Origin of the sequence: Mannheimia kashgarensis (genome assembly GCF_041807705.1) — a bacterium.
Taxonomy (GTDB): domain Bacteria; phylum Pseudomonadota; class Gammaproteobacteria; order Enterobacterales; family Pasteurellaceae; genus Mannheimia.
This window is the reverse complement of record NZ_JBGTYY010000005.1, coordinates 22,224-36,857: the sequence shown is the minus strand read 5'-3', so window position 1 is coordinate 36,857 and position 14,634 is coordinate 22,224. Positions and strand designations below refer to the sequence as shown.

The window sequence follows — 14,634 nt, the reverse complement described above, 5'->3', positions numbered from 1 at the left end:
AAAAAATTGAATTGTATACAATAAAAATTTCTTGCAAGTTCTTATGGGGGTAACAAACAAGAAATACTAGCTAGTGATCATCATATAAGTATATAACCACGATCAGCCCTAATGGTAGTGTTGAATGTGGTGATTGTCAATTTGTTTTCAGTTTTAGCCTGTTTTTTGTGTGGGGGGCGAGAAAAATTGTTTTACTAATCAAATAATCTGTGCTAAAAAATTGCCTTAGTTTTTATGGTGTTTTGAGCGTTTGCTTAAAATAAATGCTTTTTTTATGCTGATTTTTAGGAGCCAATAATGAAAAAATTAGTCAAACTTTCTTTTCTTGCCAGCTTAGTAATGGGTGGGGCATCTGTTCACGCGGCTGAAACGTTTGTGACTATCGGTACGGGTGGTCAAACGGGGGTTTATTATGTGGTGGGGCAGTCTATTTGTCAGTTAGTAAACCGTGATACGGCAAAAACTGGGGTGAAATGTAATGCGCCATCAACGGGCGGCTCGGTGGCAAATTTAAATGCGATTGCAGTGAAAGAAATGGATATGGGAATTGCTCAATCAGATTGGCAATACCACGCTTATAATGGTTCAAGCTCATTTGAAGGTAAGAAAAACGATAAAATCCGTGCAATTTTCTCTCTTCACCCAGAGCCATTTACGGTAATGGCTCGTACTGATGCGAACATTAAATCTTTCGATGACTTAAAAGCAAAACGTGTAAACGTGGGCGATCCGGGTTCTGGTACTCGTGCAACAATGAATGTTATCTTAGCGGCAAAAGGCTGGACGGATAGAGACTTCAAAGTAGCATCAGAATTAAAACCGGCAGAAATGGCGTCTGTAATGTGTGATAACAACTTAGATGCGATCACTTACAACGTAGGTCACCCAAATGGAGCGTTAAAAGAAGCTGCAGCGTCTTGTGATGCGAAATTGGTACCGGTAACAGGCCCTGAAATCGATAAATTAGTGGCTGATCATTCATACTATGCAAAAGCAACTATTCCGGGCGGTTTATATAAAGGTTCTGATGAGCCAACAGAAACCTTCGGTGTATATGCAACTTTAGTAACTTCTGCTGATGTTGATGCCGATAAAGTGTATACCGTGACTAAAGCGGTATTTGATAACTTCGACCGTTTCAAACGTTTACACCCAGCATTTGCAAATTTAAAACAAGATGAGATGATTAAAAATGCACTTTCAGCTCCATTACATGAAGGTGCTGTGCGTTACTACAAAGAGAAAGGTTGGATTAAATAATCCATATTTATCTTAGATTTATGCTTAATCAGCACGTTTTTTAGCGTGCTGGTTTTTTGCATTTATAAGGCTGTTGATAATTTATCGATTTTTCCTTTTGATCGATAAGTTATCCATAGTATTTTATTTAGCAAGCGGTGGTTTTTCCGAGAAAATTTGCAAATTTTTTATAAAATATGACCGCTTGTTTTTTGAGGAATCTATTATGTCGGTTGAATCTAAAGCTGATTACGATGACCTACAAGATATGGTCGCTTCAAATGATACAGGCGGTCGAACACCGTCTGGCTTGGCGAAGAAAGCCATTGTGTATGTCGCTATTCTTTGGTCTATCTTCCAAATTTACTACGCTTCTCCGTTGCCATTTGTTTTTCAAGAATGGCTTACCCAAGCAGGTATTAATTTGAACGTGGTGGTAGATGATACCAAAGCTCGTTCTATCCACTTAGCCTTTGCAATGTTCTTGGCTTTCCTGTCTTATCCTGCCTTTGCAACCTCGCCAAAGCACCGTATTCCAAAAGTTGATTGGGTGTTTGCAATAGTGGGCGCTTGCTTAGCGTTGTACTATATTTTCTTCTATGAAGGATTGGTAAAACGCTTTGGCGCACCTAATACGCAAGATATTATTGCAGGCTGTTTGGGGATTTTATTGGTGCTTGAAGCCACTCGCCGTAGCCTTGGCTTGCCACTTGTGATTATTGCGATGGTATTCTTGGTTTATAATTTCTTTGGGCAGTATTTTCCTGCTGATTGGATTGTAAGCCATCGTTCTGGTTCTCTTTCTCAAATCATTAACCAGCAATGGATTACTACCGAGGGGGTGTTTGGTGTTGCTCTTGGGGTTTCAACCAAATATGTGTTCCTGTTCGTACTATTCGGAGCATTGCTTGATAAAGCAGGAGCAGGTAACTATTTCATCAAAACTGCCTTTGCCTATTTAGGGCATTTGCGTGGCGGCCCGGCGAAAGCGGCGGTAGTTTCTTCTGCATTAACAGGCTTAATTTCAGGCTCATCAATTGCAAACGTGGTAACAACGGGTACGTTTACGATTCCAATGATGAAGCGTGTAGGCTTTACCAAAGAAAAAGCAGGGGCAGTGGAAGTTGCCTCATCGGTAAACGGGCAAATTATGCCGCCGGTAATGGGGGCTGCGGCGTTCTTGATGATTGAATATGTGAATATGCCGTATAGCCAGCTCATCACTCACGCATTCTTACCGGCGTTAATATCGTATATTGCCTTAGTTTATATCGTGCATTTAGAAGCCTGCAAAATGAACTTGCAAGGCTTACCTAGAACTGAAGAACCAAGCCCGATTTTAGTCTTCTTGTTAAGAACAGTAGCCTCAATTTTAGTGATTGTAGGTTTAGCCATTGGGGTTTACTACGGTTTAGGTTGGATTCGTAATGTGGCGGAAGATTATGCTTTCATTATCGTTTGTGCTTTCTTAGGCTTGTGGTATTTATTGGCTATTCGCCGTGTAGCAAGCTACCCTGATTTAGAAGCGGACGATCCAAATTCAGACATTGTTGCTCTACCAAAAAGAAAACCGACAGTAAATGCAGGCTTACATTACCTCATTCCTGTTGTTGTGTTGCTTTGGTGTTTAATGGTGGAAATGCTTTCTCCGGGCTTATCCGCGTTCTGGGGAACAATTACCTTAATTTTCATTCAATTAACCCAACGCCCGTTACTTAATTTCTTCCGCAAAGAGAGCGTAACGAAAGAGATTATTAAACAAGGTGTTCGAGATGTGGTCGATAGCCTTGAGGCAGGTGGTCGTAATATGACGGGTATCGCCCTTGCAACCGCAACCGCAGGGATTATCGTAGGTGTTGTGGCATTAACAGGCTTTGGTGTACAGCTCTCAAGCGTGATTGAATTCCTATCAATGGGCAACATTGTATTAATGTTGATTTTGGTTGCCATCTTTAGCTTAATTCTCGGTATGGGCTTACCAACCACCGCAAACTATATTGTGGTGTCATCATTAATGGCAACGGTTATTGTGGAAGTGGGCCGCCAAAACGGTTTAATTGTGCCACTCATTGCGGTACATTTATTCGTGTTCTACTTCGGGATTATGGCAGATGTTACCCCTCCTGTAGGCTTAGCCTCTTTCGCAGCGGCGGCAATTTCAGGTGGTAGCCCGATTAATACAGGTATGGTGGCGTTTAAATATAGCTTGAGAACCATTATTTTACCGTTCTTGTTTATCTTTAATACTGACTTGTTATTAATTGACTTGCGTTATCCGGGGCACGGATGGGTGGTGTTTATTACTGCAACCATTGGGGTTCTTGCCTTTACTTCGGCAACAATGCAATACATTGTGACCAAAAATAAATGGTGGGAAACCGCATTGCTTGTGGTTGCTGCATTTGCCTTGTTCCGTCCGGGCTTCTTTATGGATAGAATTTATCCGTCAGAACGCCATATTGAGCCGGTACATTTTGAAGAACAACTACTTGAAAGCAAAGTGGGTCAAAATGTTACCTTAAAAGTAGAAGGGCTAAACCCTTACGGTAAAGAAATTGAGTTCTATGCTCAATTACCTGTACCAGAAGGCTCAACTGGCGAAGAACGTTTGAAAAACTTAGGTTTAACGCTTATTCAAACTGATGAGAAAATCGAAGTTGATGGCGTAGAAACACCAAAAGTGGTAATCGATATGGTAGAAATTGATTCTCCTGCTGCAAAAGCAGGCTTAAACTGGGATCAAACCATTCACTATGTTGCTGTGCCACAAGATGCTCCGGCAAAAGATTGGATTTTCATTCCAGCTTTATTACTGGTGTTCGGCATTGTGGCAAACCAACGCCGCAGAGTGAAAAAACAGTAAGATATCTCCTTACTAGCGAAAGTCTCTCCCTTATGGGAGAGACCGATTAAATCGCTCAATGCAATTTAATTAAGGAGAAAAAATGCAAAAATTTATAAAAAAATGACCGCTTGTCTTTTCAAAAGCGGCAGTAAAAGGAAATAACGATGTATAACAAAATTCTTATTGCTATTGATTTAGCAGATCTTAAAAGTGCGAAATATGCAGTTGATACGGCATTACAGATTACCGCAAAAAATCCAAATGCGGTTTATCGTGTTGCTTCTATTATTGAACCTGTGGATAACAGCTTAATTTCTGCTTTTTTACCAAAAAACTTTGATAAGGAAGTGGTAAAAGAGGCAAATGAAAAACTGCACGAATTTACTAAAACCCATTTCCCAGAAGGTTCAAAAGTGCAACACATTGTGGCGTACGGCACCATTTATGAAGAAATTTGCCGTATTGCTGATGAAAAATCGGTAGATTTAATCTTAATGCTGGCAAGCAGTAAACCAAACTCAAAGGGGCTAAGCTCGAATACGGTAAAAGTTGCTCGTAATACCAGCAAGCCAATTTTAGTTTTAAGATAATCTCGCATTCAGTTACAATAGTGCCATTCTGTCGAATGGCATTTTTTATTTATGAAAAAACAACCTACGAAAGCACTTTCTTCCAGAGCAATAAGTGCAAACATTATTTTACAAGTATTAGATCAGGGGAAATCGCTTTCAACCCTGATTCCCGAAGCCCAAAAACAACTTGACCCAAAAGATTTACCCTTAGTACAAGAAATCGCCTTTGGCGTATGCCGAGTGCTACCTCGTTTAGAGTCAATCATCAAATTATTGGTGGAAAAACCGCTTAAAGGTAAAACACGTTTGGTGCATTGCTTACTGTTGGTTGGGTTATATCAACTACTTTATATGAGAGTGCCTGCCCACGCTGCAGTTGATGAAGTAGTGAATGCAACGAAAACGCTGAAACTAGATAGCTTCCGAGCCTTAACTAACGGTGTGTTACGCCGCTTTTTGCGTGAGCAAGACGAAATCTTGGCAAAAGTTGATAAACATTGGCAAACGCTACACCCTGAATGGCTGGTCAATAAACTGAAAAAAGCCTATCCAAACTGGCGAGAAATTGTGGAGGCAAATAACCAACGCCCGCCAATGTGGATTCGAGCCAATCAGCAACATATCAAAGCAAAAGATTATGCGGTGTTACTTGGCAGTTTAGTTGCAAAAAATTCAGAAAATATGACCGCTTGTATCCCGAATTGTGCCTTGTTGTTAGATAAAGCAGTGGGTGTAAATCAACTGCATAATTTCGAGCAAGGTTGGGCAACAGTGCAAGATGCTCACGCTCAATGGTCGGCAGAATTATTAGGGGCAGAAAATGGCGAAACTATTTTAGATGCCTGTGCTGCACCGGGCGGCAAAACTACCCATATTTTAGAAAAATCCCCAAAGGCTAAAGTAATTGCTCTTGATATTGAAGAAAGCCGTTTAAGCAGAGTGCGTGAAAATTTATCCCGACTGAGGCAAACCGCACAGGTAATTTGTGGCGATGCTTCCAAGTCTCAAGAGTGGCTTGAAGAGGGGGTGATGTTCGACCGCATTTTATTAGATGCCCCTTGCTCTGCAACGGGTGTTATTCGCCGCCACCCCGATATTAAATGGCTACGCCAAGAAAGTGATATTGCAGAGCTGGCAGCACTTCAAAGAAATATTCTAAATGCTTTATGGGAAAGACTGAAACCGAACGGTATTTTGCTTTATGCAACTTGTTCCGTACTGCCTGAAGAAAACAGCGAGCAAATTCAACAATTCGTGCAAACAACGCCGAATGCAAAATTAGTAGAAATGGATTTTAACGGAGAAAAAGCATTGGAAAAACAGTTCTTCCCACAACACAATGGTGGCGATGGCTTCTTTTACGCAACATTACAAAAAGTGGCAAATTAAATGAAAATTATCATCTTAGGTGCAGGGCAAGCAGGCTCAACGCTTGCAGAAAATTTAGTTAGTGAAGATAACGATATTGTCTTAATTGACAACGATCCTGCACGCTTAGACAAGCTAAAAGACAAGCACGATTTACAAGTTATTCGTGGCGAATTTGCCTCGCCTAGAACACTGCGAGATGCAGGGGCAAATGATGCAGATTTATTAGTTGCTGTTACCAGTAGCGATGAAGTGAATATGATCGCCTGCCAAATTGCTTACACGCTCTTTAATGTGCCAACCAAAATTGCTCGTATTCGTAATGCCGATTATGTGCGGGAACGGGAGCAACTGTTTAACAATGATGTGCTGCCAATCGATCACATTATCGCCCCGGAAATTTTAGTGAAAGAAGATATTCTACGCCTTATTCACTACCCGGGGGCATTGCAAATCACCCATTTTGCTGATGAATTGGTCAGCATTGTAAATGTAAAAGCCTATTATGGTGGGCCTCTAGTTGGCTACCCGATTTCTGCGTTAAAAGATCACCTACCACATATCGAAGCCCGAATTGTCGCAATCTTCCGTCAAGATCGAGCGATTATTCCCCAAGGCTCAACCATTATTGAAGCAGGCGATGAAGTTTTTTTTATCTGTGCCACACAACATATCCGAGCGGTAATGGGCGAACTACAACGCCTAGATAAGCCCCATAAGCGGATTATGATTGTGGGCGGCGGTAGTATCGGCTCATCGCTCGCCCGAGATCTGGAAGGAAAATATCGGGTGAAAATGATTGAACGCAATCCACAATTAGCGGAAAAACTGGCGGAAAAACTCTCGAATACTTTAGTTTTAACAGGTGATGCCTCTGATGAGGAGCTGCTGTTTGAAGAGCATATTGAGAATATCGACCTATTCCTTGCGGTAACTGGTGATGATGAATCAAATATTATGTCGGCATTATTGGCAAAACGATTAGGTGCGAAAAAAGTGATTATTTTGGTGCAGCGCCCTGCCTATTTGCACCTGATTCAAGGCGGAACGATTGATATTGCCATCTCCCCACAACAAGCCACAATTTCTGCTCTTGCAGGGTATGTGAGAAAAGGGGATATTCAACAGGTTTCTTCACTCAAACTTGGTGTGGCAGGTGCGATAGAAATTATTGCACACGGTGATGAAAATTCCTCCAAAGTGGTTGGCAGACAAATTCGTGAATTAAAACTTCCACAAGGTGCGATTGTTGGGGCAGTAGTGCGAGGTGAAGAAGTGATTATTGCCCATAAATCCACTGTTATTCAGGAAAACGACCGAGTGATTATTTTTGTCAATCATAAAAAACAGATTGATGAGATTGAAAAATTATTCCAACTTGGGGTGTTTTTCTTATAAAAAGAAAGAGCATTGGTTAAACAATGCTCTTTTTGTTTGGTGAATTTTCCGGAAAATTTAACCGCTTGTAAAAATCCGCACAGTTTTGCAGTGCAGATTACCGTTGTGTTTATACTTGATCATCAAATTGCAGATAAACCACCTGCGTTTGCAGGTACTCTTCTAAACCGTGTTTACCGTCTGCCCCACCGATGCCTGATTTACGCCAACCTGCGTGGTAGCCTTGCATTGCTTCAAAGTTTTCACGGTTTACATAGGTTTCGCCGAATTTGAGGCGGGAAACCACTTTCATCGCTTTGTTGATGTTTTGGGTATAAACCGATGAGGTTAAGCCGTATTCACAGTCGTTCGCCAAGCGGATTGCCTCATCAATCGTTTCAAAGGTGGCGACAGGAATAACCGGCCCGAAAATTTCGTGACGCATAATGTCCATCGTGTTATCCACATTGTCGATAATGGTCGGCTCAAAGTAGTAGCCCGTGCCTTCCACCACTTTTCCGCCCAGCACTAAGTTACCGCCTTGATGGATTGCGTGAGTCACCATTTCTTGCACTTTGTGTAAGCCTTTTTCGTTGATCATTGGCCCCATATCGATGTCGTCTCGCTCTAACGGGTTGCCGTATTTCACTGCTTGCATCTTCTCAATCAATTTTTGTACAAATTGCTCTTTGATCGAGCTATGAACATAGATTCGTTCTGCACAGTTACACACCTGCCCTGAGTTGATCACACGGGAGTTCACCACCGCTGTGGCGGCTAAGTCTAAATCTGCATCATCTAATACAATCGCAGGGGCTTTACCACCCAGCTCTAAGTTCACTTTAATGATGTTTTTGCTGGCCGCTTCCATCACTTTTTGTCCGGCAAACTGGCTACCGGTGAACGACACCATTCCCACTTTTTCGTTGCTGGATAACTCCGGTCCGATCTCATTGCCGTAACCGGTTACCACATTGAATACCCCTTTTGGTAAGCCGATTTCGTGGACGATTTCCGAGAAAATCGCTGCATTGTTTGGTGAGTCTTCACTTGGTTTAATCACGATAGTGTTACCTGTCACCAATGCAGGGGCGGCTTTACGGGCGATAAGGAAGAACGGGAAGTTCCAAGGCAGAATACCAGTGGTCACACCGATGGCTTTTTTGTAGAGGAAAATATGCTCGTTCGGGCGGTCGCTCTGGATAATTTCACCCTCATAGCGTCTTGCCCACTCTGCCATATAGTCTAAATAATCGGCTGTGAAATGGACTTCAACTGTAGCCAATGCCAGCGTTTTACCCATCTCTTCACTGATGGTGCGGGCAATTTCATCGGCTCTCGCACGCACACCATTTGCAATTTTGCGTAGGTAGTTGCCTCGTTCTACGGCAGGTAAACGCTCCCACGCCTCTTGTGCAGCGTCGGCCGCATCAATCGCCAATTTTGCTTCGGCTTCACCGCCACGAGGCACTTCGGAAATCATTTTTTCGGTTGCCGGGTTATACACAGCGATAGTGCGACCGTCTAACGCAGGCACAAATTCACCATTAATATACATTTGATATTGTTTTACCATAGGTTACTCCTTGTTATTATCGTAGGAAATTTATCATTATGATTGGAGAAATAGCGGTTGTTTTCAAATACAAAGTTACTTTTTTGTTAATCTAATGTAATAAGTGTGAAGGAAATCACATTTTTACCCTTAGTTGAAGTGCTAAAAATGCCCGATTTTTCCTAAAACAGAAAAAATCAGGCATTATTTTTAGCTACGAGTTACAAATTCTCAGTAAAAAATACCCGCTTGCATTATTTTAAAACGCTGTTTTATACACTTCTAATATTGATTCAGGAGTACAATCTCTCGGGTTTCCACCTGTACATACATCATTAAAAGCATCTATAGATAATGCAGGTAAATCTTCCTCTTTCACACCGATTTGGTGCAGTTTTGGCGGAATGCCGACATCAATCGAGAGCTGTTGTACTGCTTGAATCGCTGCATTACGGTACTCTTCTTGGCTCATTGCGTCCACGCCTTTCACCCCCATTGCACGGGCAATTTCACGGTATTTTTCGCCGGTGTGATTTTTGTTGTACTCCATCACATACGGCAGTAACACCGCATTGGCAATGCCGTGTGGGGTGTCGTAGTAAGCGGACAGTGGGTGAGCCATACCGTGTACCACGCCTAAGCCGACATTTGAGAAGCCCATTCCCGCCACATATTGTCCCAATGCCATTGCCTCGACATCTTTCGGATTTTTCTCCACTGCACCACGCAATGAACGACCGATCAGCTCAATCGCCTTAAGATGTAAGGCGTCGGTTAATTCCCACGCGGCTTTGGTAATGTAACCTTCAATGGCGTGGGTGAGGGCGTCCATACCGGTTGCGGCAGCCAAGCTTTTCGGCATAGATTCCATCATATCCGGATCGACTAATGCCACTGCCGGCACATCGTGAACGTCCACGCACACAAATTTGCGTTTTTTCGCTTCATCGGTAATGACATAGTTAATCGTGACTTCTGCGGCTGTACCTGCGGTAGTTGGAATGGCGATAATCGGCACGCATTTTTGGTGGGTTGGAGCGACACCTTCCAGCGAAAGTACATCGCTAAATTCAGGATTATTGATGATAATACCAATCGCTTTGGCACTATCAATCGGTGAGCCGCCACCAATCGCAATTAAATAATCAGCACCGGAGGCTTTAAATTTTGCTACCCCTGATTTAATTACATCAACCGCAGGGTTGGCTTTTACCTCATCGAAAATCTCATAAGGCAAGCCTGCGGCATCAAGCAAAGCGGTCACTTTTTGGGCGACGTTAAATTTGATCAGATCTTTGTCTGTCACCACAAGGGCTTTTTTAAAACTCCGACTGGTCACTTCGTGAACAATATTTTGGATTGCTCCTTTGCCGTGGTAGCTAGTTTCATTGAGGATAAGACGATTTGCCATACTATTTTCCTTCTTAAAAGTTAAACAATTCGATTAACTTGCAATCGGTCAAATCACGTTATGTTTTGCAAATTTTGATAAAAATTTAACCGCTTGTTTTGTTGAGTTTTTTCGGCTATTTCAATATCTTCCAACAACGGAAACCATAAATGGCAATCGCAATAAAGCAGATTAACGGAAGAATAAATGAGAAATTAACTGCCGGCATACCGGCAACAATGCCTTGGTCTATGATCCATCCTTGTAGTGGTGGCATTAATGCTCCGCCAACAATTGCCATTACTAATCCAGCTGCACCGAGAGTTGACTCTTCGCCTTGACCATCTAATGCAATGCCGTAAATAGTTGGGAACATTAGAGACATAAAGCCAGAGGTTAATACTAAACAGTATAGCCCACTCATTCCGTCAATAAAGATCACACCGAGAATACTGAATAAGCCACCAATAGCGAAGAGGAATAGCATTAACTCTGCTTTGAGATATTTCATTAATGCAGTGCTGATGAAGCGGCTAGTGATAAATAATGCCATTGCTACAATATTCCAGTTTTGTGCTTCAGCTTTGGTTAAACCGATACGTTCTGCGTATTGAATAATAAATGTCCAACACATAATTTGTACGCCCACATAAAATACTTGAGCTATCGCTCCTTCACGGTAGCGGGCATTAGAAATTAAGCGACTAAAAGACTCTTTTACCGAAATACGGGCTGCAGATTCGACTTTAGTTGCCGGCATTTTGTATAACGCAATTATGATAAACACCGCCACAACAACTAACCCAATCACAACGTATGGGTTACGAATCATTGCTAAATCGTGGGTTTTAACGACAGCTTTTTCTGCTGCAGATAAGCTGTCAAATAATAAGTTGCCTGTCGCATCCCGTTTCTCAGACTCAAGATTGGTTAATACAATTTGTGAAGCAAAAAACATACCTGTAATCGAACCTAGAGGATTGAATGATTGGGCAAGGTTCAAGCGGCGTGTTGCCGTTGCCGGATCACCCATTGAAAGAATGTATGGGTTTGCTGTCGTTTCTAAGAATGCTAAACCAAAGGTTAAGATGTAAAGAGACCAAAGAAAGAACGAAAACTGTTCATACATTGCCGCTGGAATAAATAAGAATGCCCCGATAGCATAAAGTGCTAAGCCTAATAGCACTCCAGCTTTATAGTTGTAACGGCTAGCGAAAAGTGCAGCTGGAATCGCCATTGTGCCGTAACCGCCATAGAAGGCAAATTGGACAAGAGCGGCTTCAGAGGCTGGAATTTCCATTACGGTTTGGAACACCGCTACCATTGGATTAGTAATATCATTTGCAAAACCCCAAAGGGCAAATAATGTGGTAATCAAAATAAATGGTACTACAAATTTCTTCTCAAGAACTTTAGCTGTCATAGGACATTCCTTCTGTTTGCGTTATTTGGTTATTGTTTTTCTTCTACCCAAGAACCATAGGACTTAAATTTTCCGAGTACGATATCCATTTGCTCTTTGTTTAAGGTTGGAATTGGTTTACCTGTGGCAAGTAATTTCAGATACCATTCAGCAATCACTTCTACCTCGTGAGCAACACCTAAGGCTTTGTCTAAGGTTTTATCAGCGGTAATTAAACCGTGATGAGCTAATAAAATCGCTTTACTGCCTTTAATGCCTTCACGCACATAATCCGCTAATTTATGTGTGCCAAATGGGGCGTAAGCTACACACGGAATATGATCTGTACCCGTACACGCAATCATATAGTGAATGGCAGGGATAGGTTCGCCTAAAATAGACACCGCTGCACAGTTTTTAGCGTGGTTGTGAACTACCGCATTTAATTCAGGGCGAGCCTCATAAACCGCTAAATGGAACTGCCACTCACTTGAAGGGAGTTTTCCCTCTTCGTGTTTGCCGTTGCCATCAACAAAGACGATAGAATCTTCGGTCATTTGCTCATAAGGTGTACCTGTTGGCGTAATGAGCATACCGTCTTTATAACGTACGCTCACATTGCCTGCTGTACCTTGATTTAACCCAATTCGGGTCATTTCAAGACAAGTATCAATGATTTGTCTCGCCAGTATTTTTCTGTCCATTGTTGAACTCCTTTTAATTTTATATTTGTAAAAAATTCTGCTTTTTTAACCGCTTGTAATTAAACCGGTGTTACGCCTTTTTTGATAATAATGTTGCCGTATTTGGCTAACTCGCCTGTAATGACAACGGCATAAGCGTTTTTGGCTCTATCATAGAAAGCGAAGCGTTCTACACGCTCTATTTTCGGGGCTGTTCCGTTTACTTTTTTAATTGCATTGAGGTAACGCTCTTCAACGCTTGGATCGAGCGTGTCGCCTTTTACTGCTTGCATCATTGCAAGTGGGGCTTCAACGTATTGGTCAAATTCAAACAGAGCAGAAATGCCTTCTAATAAGGTGGCAACACTTAAGCCATCTGCACGAATGACGTTTTGATGAATAGAGTGAGCAGGGAAGTGTGCATCAGAAAGCACTAATTCATCGCCGTGCCCCATTTCGGCTAAGACTTTTAATAAATCTGGGGAAATTGCCGGGTGAATACCTTTTAACATTTTGAACTCCTTTTTTACCCTCTCTCTGATTTGATGTTCTGAATGAACCTCAAATCAGAGAGAGGGGAGAAACTTTATTTATAAAATTGACTATTTGACGATGGCTCAACCCGTTTCACATTTGGCTTCATTGCCTGTTGAGCCGCATTTGGATTTTCAAATACACCAGCACCTGCAAAAGTAAACATTGCCGCGCCTAACACGGTACTTTCAGGAAAGTCCACCACATCAATCGGGCGGTTTAGCACATCGGCACGGATTTGGTTCCATAACGCATTTTTAGAGCCGCCACCTACGCAAATCAGGCTTTCTGCATTAAAGTGACCGACTTGTTCTAACACGTCTAATCCGGCTTTTAATTGATATGCCATATATTCCAATGCCGCACGGTAAATTTCAGCACGGGAGCTGTGCATTGACAGCCCGATAATCGAGCCGGTTTGAGCTGTTGTGCCATCAAAATTGCCGACTAATTTCACACCGTTTGAGCCAGCAGGCACTTCTGCCGCTTCTTCAATCATTGTGCGGTAGTAATGTTCAGTATTGGCTATATCAGAGAAGAAACGTTTGCCAAACCACTCCATCACACCTGAAGCTACCCACTGCACACCTGGGTTGAAATAACCAGATTGGCTATCAAACTCAATGGTTAAGCCGTTTTGAACGAATTGCCATTGTGGTTTTGCTTTTGGGGTACGAACCATTAAAATTTCCCAAGTGCCTGAACTTAACACAGGTTGGTTATAGCCAGCTCCTGAGCCAAAAATGGCAAATTGAGTATCGTGTCCGCAAGAAATTACTGGAATTTGACCGCTTAAACCTAACTCTTGGGAAATTTCTCCTTTTAATGTTCCCACAACTTCTCCTGCACTTTTCATTGGAGGAAAATGGTTTTCGGTTAAGCCTAATAAATCTAAAACTGCTTTATCCCACGAATCGTTTTCGATGTTTGTCATCATTGACGTTCCCGCCATTGTGCGGTCGGTTGTTTGCACGCCTGTAAGACGGTAAGTCAAAATAGATGAGATGAATAAGAAATTCTCAGCTTGTTGATAAATTTCTGGTTTGTTCTCTTTTAACCACAATAATTTGAATAAGGTGTTGAAACTATAATGTCCAACGCCATTACGTTGATATAACGCCTCAACATCAAGATAATTGGCAAGGTTTTCCATAATCGGTAGGGTTCTCGGGCATTTCCAAGAAATGATCGGATAAAGCTGCTTGCCGTTTTTGTCAAATAATGCACCGTCCACGCCAAAGGTGGTTACTGAAATCCCAACAATCTCTTGTCGTTGTTGTTCTGAAAGTTGAGAAAGCGTCTGTTTGGCACAGGTCATTAATTTCGACCAGATCTCTTCAATATCCCAAATATGAAATTCTGGGTTTTCCACATCTGGTTGTGTGTTATTCGGTAGATGATGGGCTGCAACAATTTGACCTGTTTGGTCGATTGCAATAGTACGAAGGTTTGTTGCGCCACAGTCGAAGATAAAGGCGATTGGCATTTTTTATCTCCTATGTTAGTTAATATTTACCTCCTTTCTAATTCCCCTCTTTAGCAAAGAGGGGTTAGGGGAGATTTGGCAGTTGTTATTGGCGAAGTGAGAGATAAGGCAGAACATAGTTTTTCAGTTATTAGAGCGAAATAACCTAATTTCTCCGTCATTTATTCTGCCAAATATCCCCCT

The 14,634-nt window shown here is 42.0% G+C and carries 11 protein-coding genes; 5 read left to right on the top strand and 6 right to left on the bottom strand.

Annotation, left to right across the window (positions count from 1 at the left end; genetic code table 11):
* The first annotated feature begins 297 nt into the window (after positions 1-297).
* The 5 genes from ACERCF_RS03920 to trkA all read left to right on the top strand — a co-directional run bounded on the left by ACERCF_RS03920 (position 298) and on the right by trkA (position 7,422).
* On the top strand, positions 298-1,260 hold the full coding sequence (locus tag ACERCF_RS03920; RefSeq protein ID WP_373624684.1) for a TAXI family TRAP transporter solute-binding subunit: 963 nt from the start codon (positions 298-300) through the stop codon (positions 1,258-1,260).
* A gap of 205 nt (positions 1,261-1,465) precedes the next feature.
* Positions 1,466-4,102 carry a TRAP transporter permease gene (locus ACERCF_RS03915; protein WP_373624683.1) on the top strand — a complete coding sequence of 879 codons (2,637 nt, stop codon included), beginning with the start codon at positions 1,466-1,468 and terminating at the stop codon, positions 4,100-4,102.
* A gap of 146 nt (positions 4,103-4,248) precedes the next feature.
* Positions 4,249-4,674, top strand: coding sequence for a universal stress protein (locus tag ACERCF_RS03910; protein ID WP_373610237.1), 426 nt, complete (start codon positions 4,249-4,251; stop codon positions 4,672-4,674).
* A gap of 51 nt (positions 4,675-4,725) precedes the next feature.
* The gene (gene rsmB, locus ACERCF_RS03905; RefSeq protein WP_373624682.1) at positions 4,726-6,045 is read left to right on the top strand and encodes a 16S rRNA (cytosine(967)-C(5))-methyltransferase RsmB; all 1,320 of its coding nucleotides are present in this window, start codon (positions 4,726-4,728) and stop codon (positions 6,043-6,045) included.
* A complete protein-coding gene (gene trkA / locus ACERCF_RS03900) occupies positions 6,046-7,422 on the top strand; it encodes a Trk system potassium transporter TrkA (protein WP_373610235.1) in 1,377 nt (458 codons plus the stop codon). It abuts the gene before it with no gap.
* A 109-nt stretch (positions 7,423-7,531) separates the two neighbouring features.
* Here the strand turns inward: trkA and aldA are convergent, their stop codons facing one another.
* The 6 genes from aldA to fucK form a co-directional block, all read right to left on the bottom strand.
* Entirely contained in the window at positions 7,532-8,977 is a 1,446-nt protein-coding gene (aldA, locus tag ACERCF_RS03895; RefSeq protein ID WP_373624681.1) for an aldehyde dehydrogenase, read from the bottom strand.
* 238 nt (positions 8,978-9,215) lie between these two features.
* Complete coding sequence (gene fucO / locus ACERCF_RS03890) at positions 9,216-10,367, bottom strand: lactaldehyde reductase (RefSeq protein ID WP_373624680.1); 1,152 nt, start codon at positions 10,365-10,367, stop codon at positions 9,216-9,218.
* Between the two features lie 115 nt (positions 10,368-10,482).
* The gene (gene fucP / locus ACERCF_RS03885) at positions 10,483-11,769 is read right to left on the bottom strand and encodes an L-fucose:H+ symporter permease (RefSeq protein WP_373610233.1); all 1,287 of its coding nucleotides are present in this window, start codon (positions 11,767-11,769) and stop codon (positions 10,483-10,485) included.
* 29 nt (positions 11,770-11,798) lie between these two features.
* Positions 11,799-12,452 carry an L-fuculose-phosphate aldolase gene (locus tag ACERCF_RS03880; protein WP_373610232.1) on the bottom strand — a complete coding sequence of 218 codons (654 nt, stop codon included), beginning with the start codon at positions 12,450-12,452 and terminating at the stop codon, positions 11,799-11,801.
* Between the two features lie 59 nt (positions 12,453-12,511).
* Positions 12,512-12,943 carry an L-fucose mutarotase gene (gene fucU / locus ACERCF_RS03875; RefSeq protein ID WP_006249407.1) on the bottom strand — a complete coding sequence of 144 codons (432 nt, stop codon included), beginning with the start codon at positions 12,941-12,943 and terminating at the stop codon, positions 12,512-12,514.
* A gap of 74 nt (positions 12,944-13,017) precedes the next feature.
* Positions 13,018-14,451, bottom strand: a complete 1,434-nt coding sequence (gene fucK, locus ACERCF_RS03870) for an L-fuculokinase (protein ID WP_373624679.1) — start codon at positions 14,449-14,451, stop codon at positions 13,018-13,020.
* Positions 14,452-14,634: the final 183 nt, after the last annotated feature.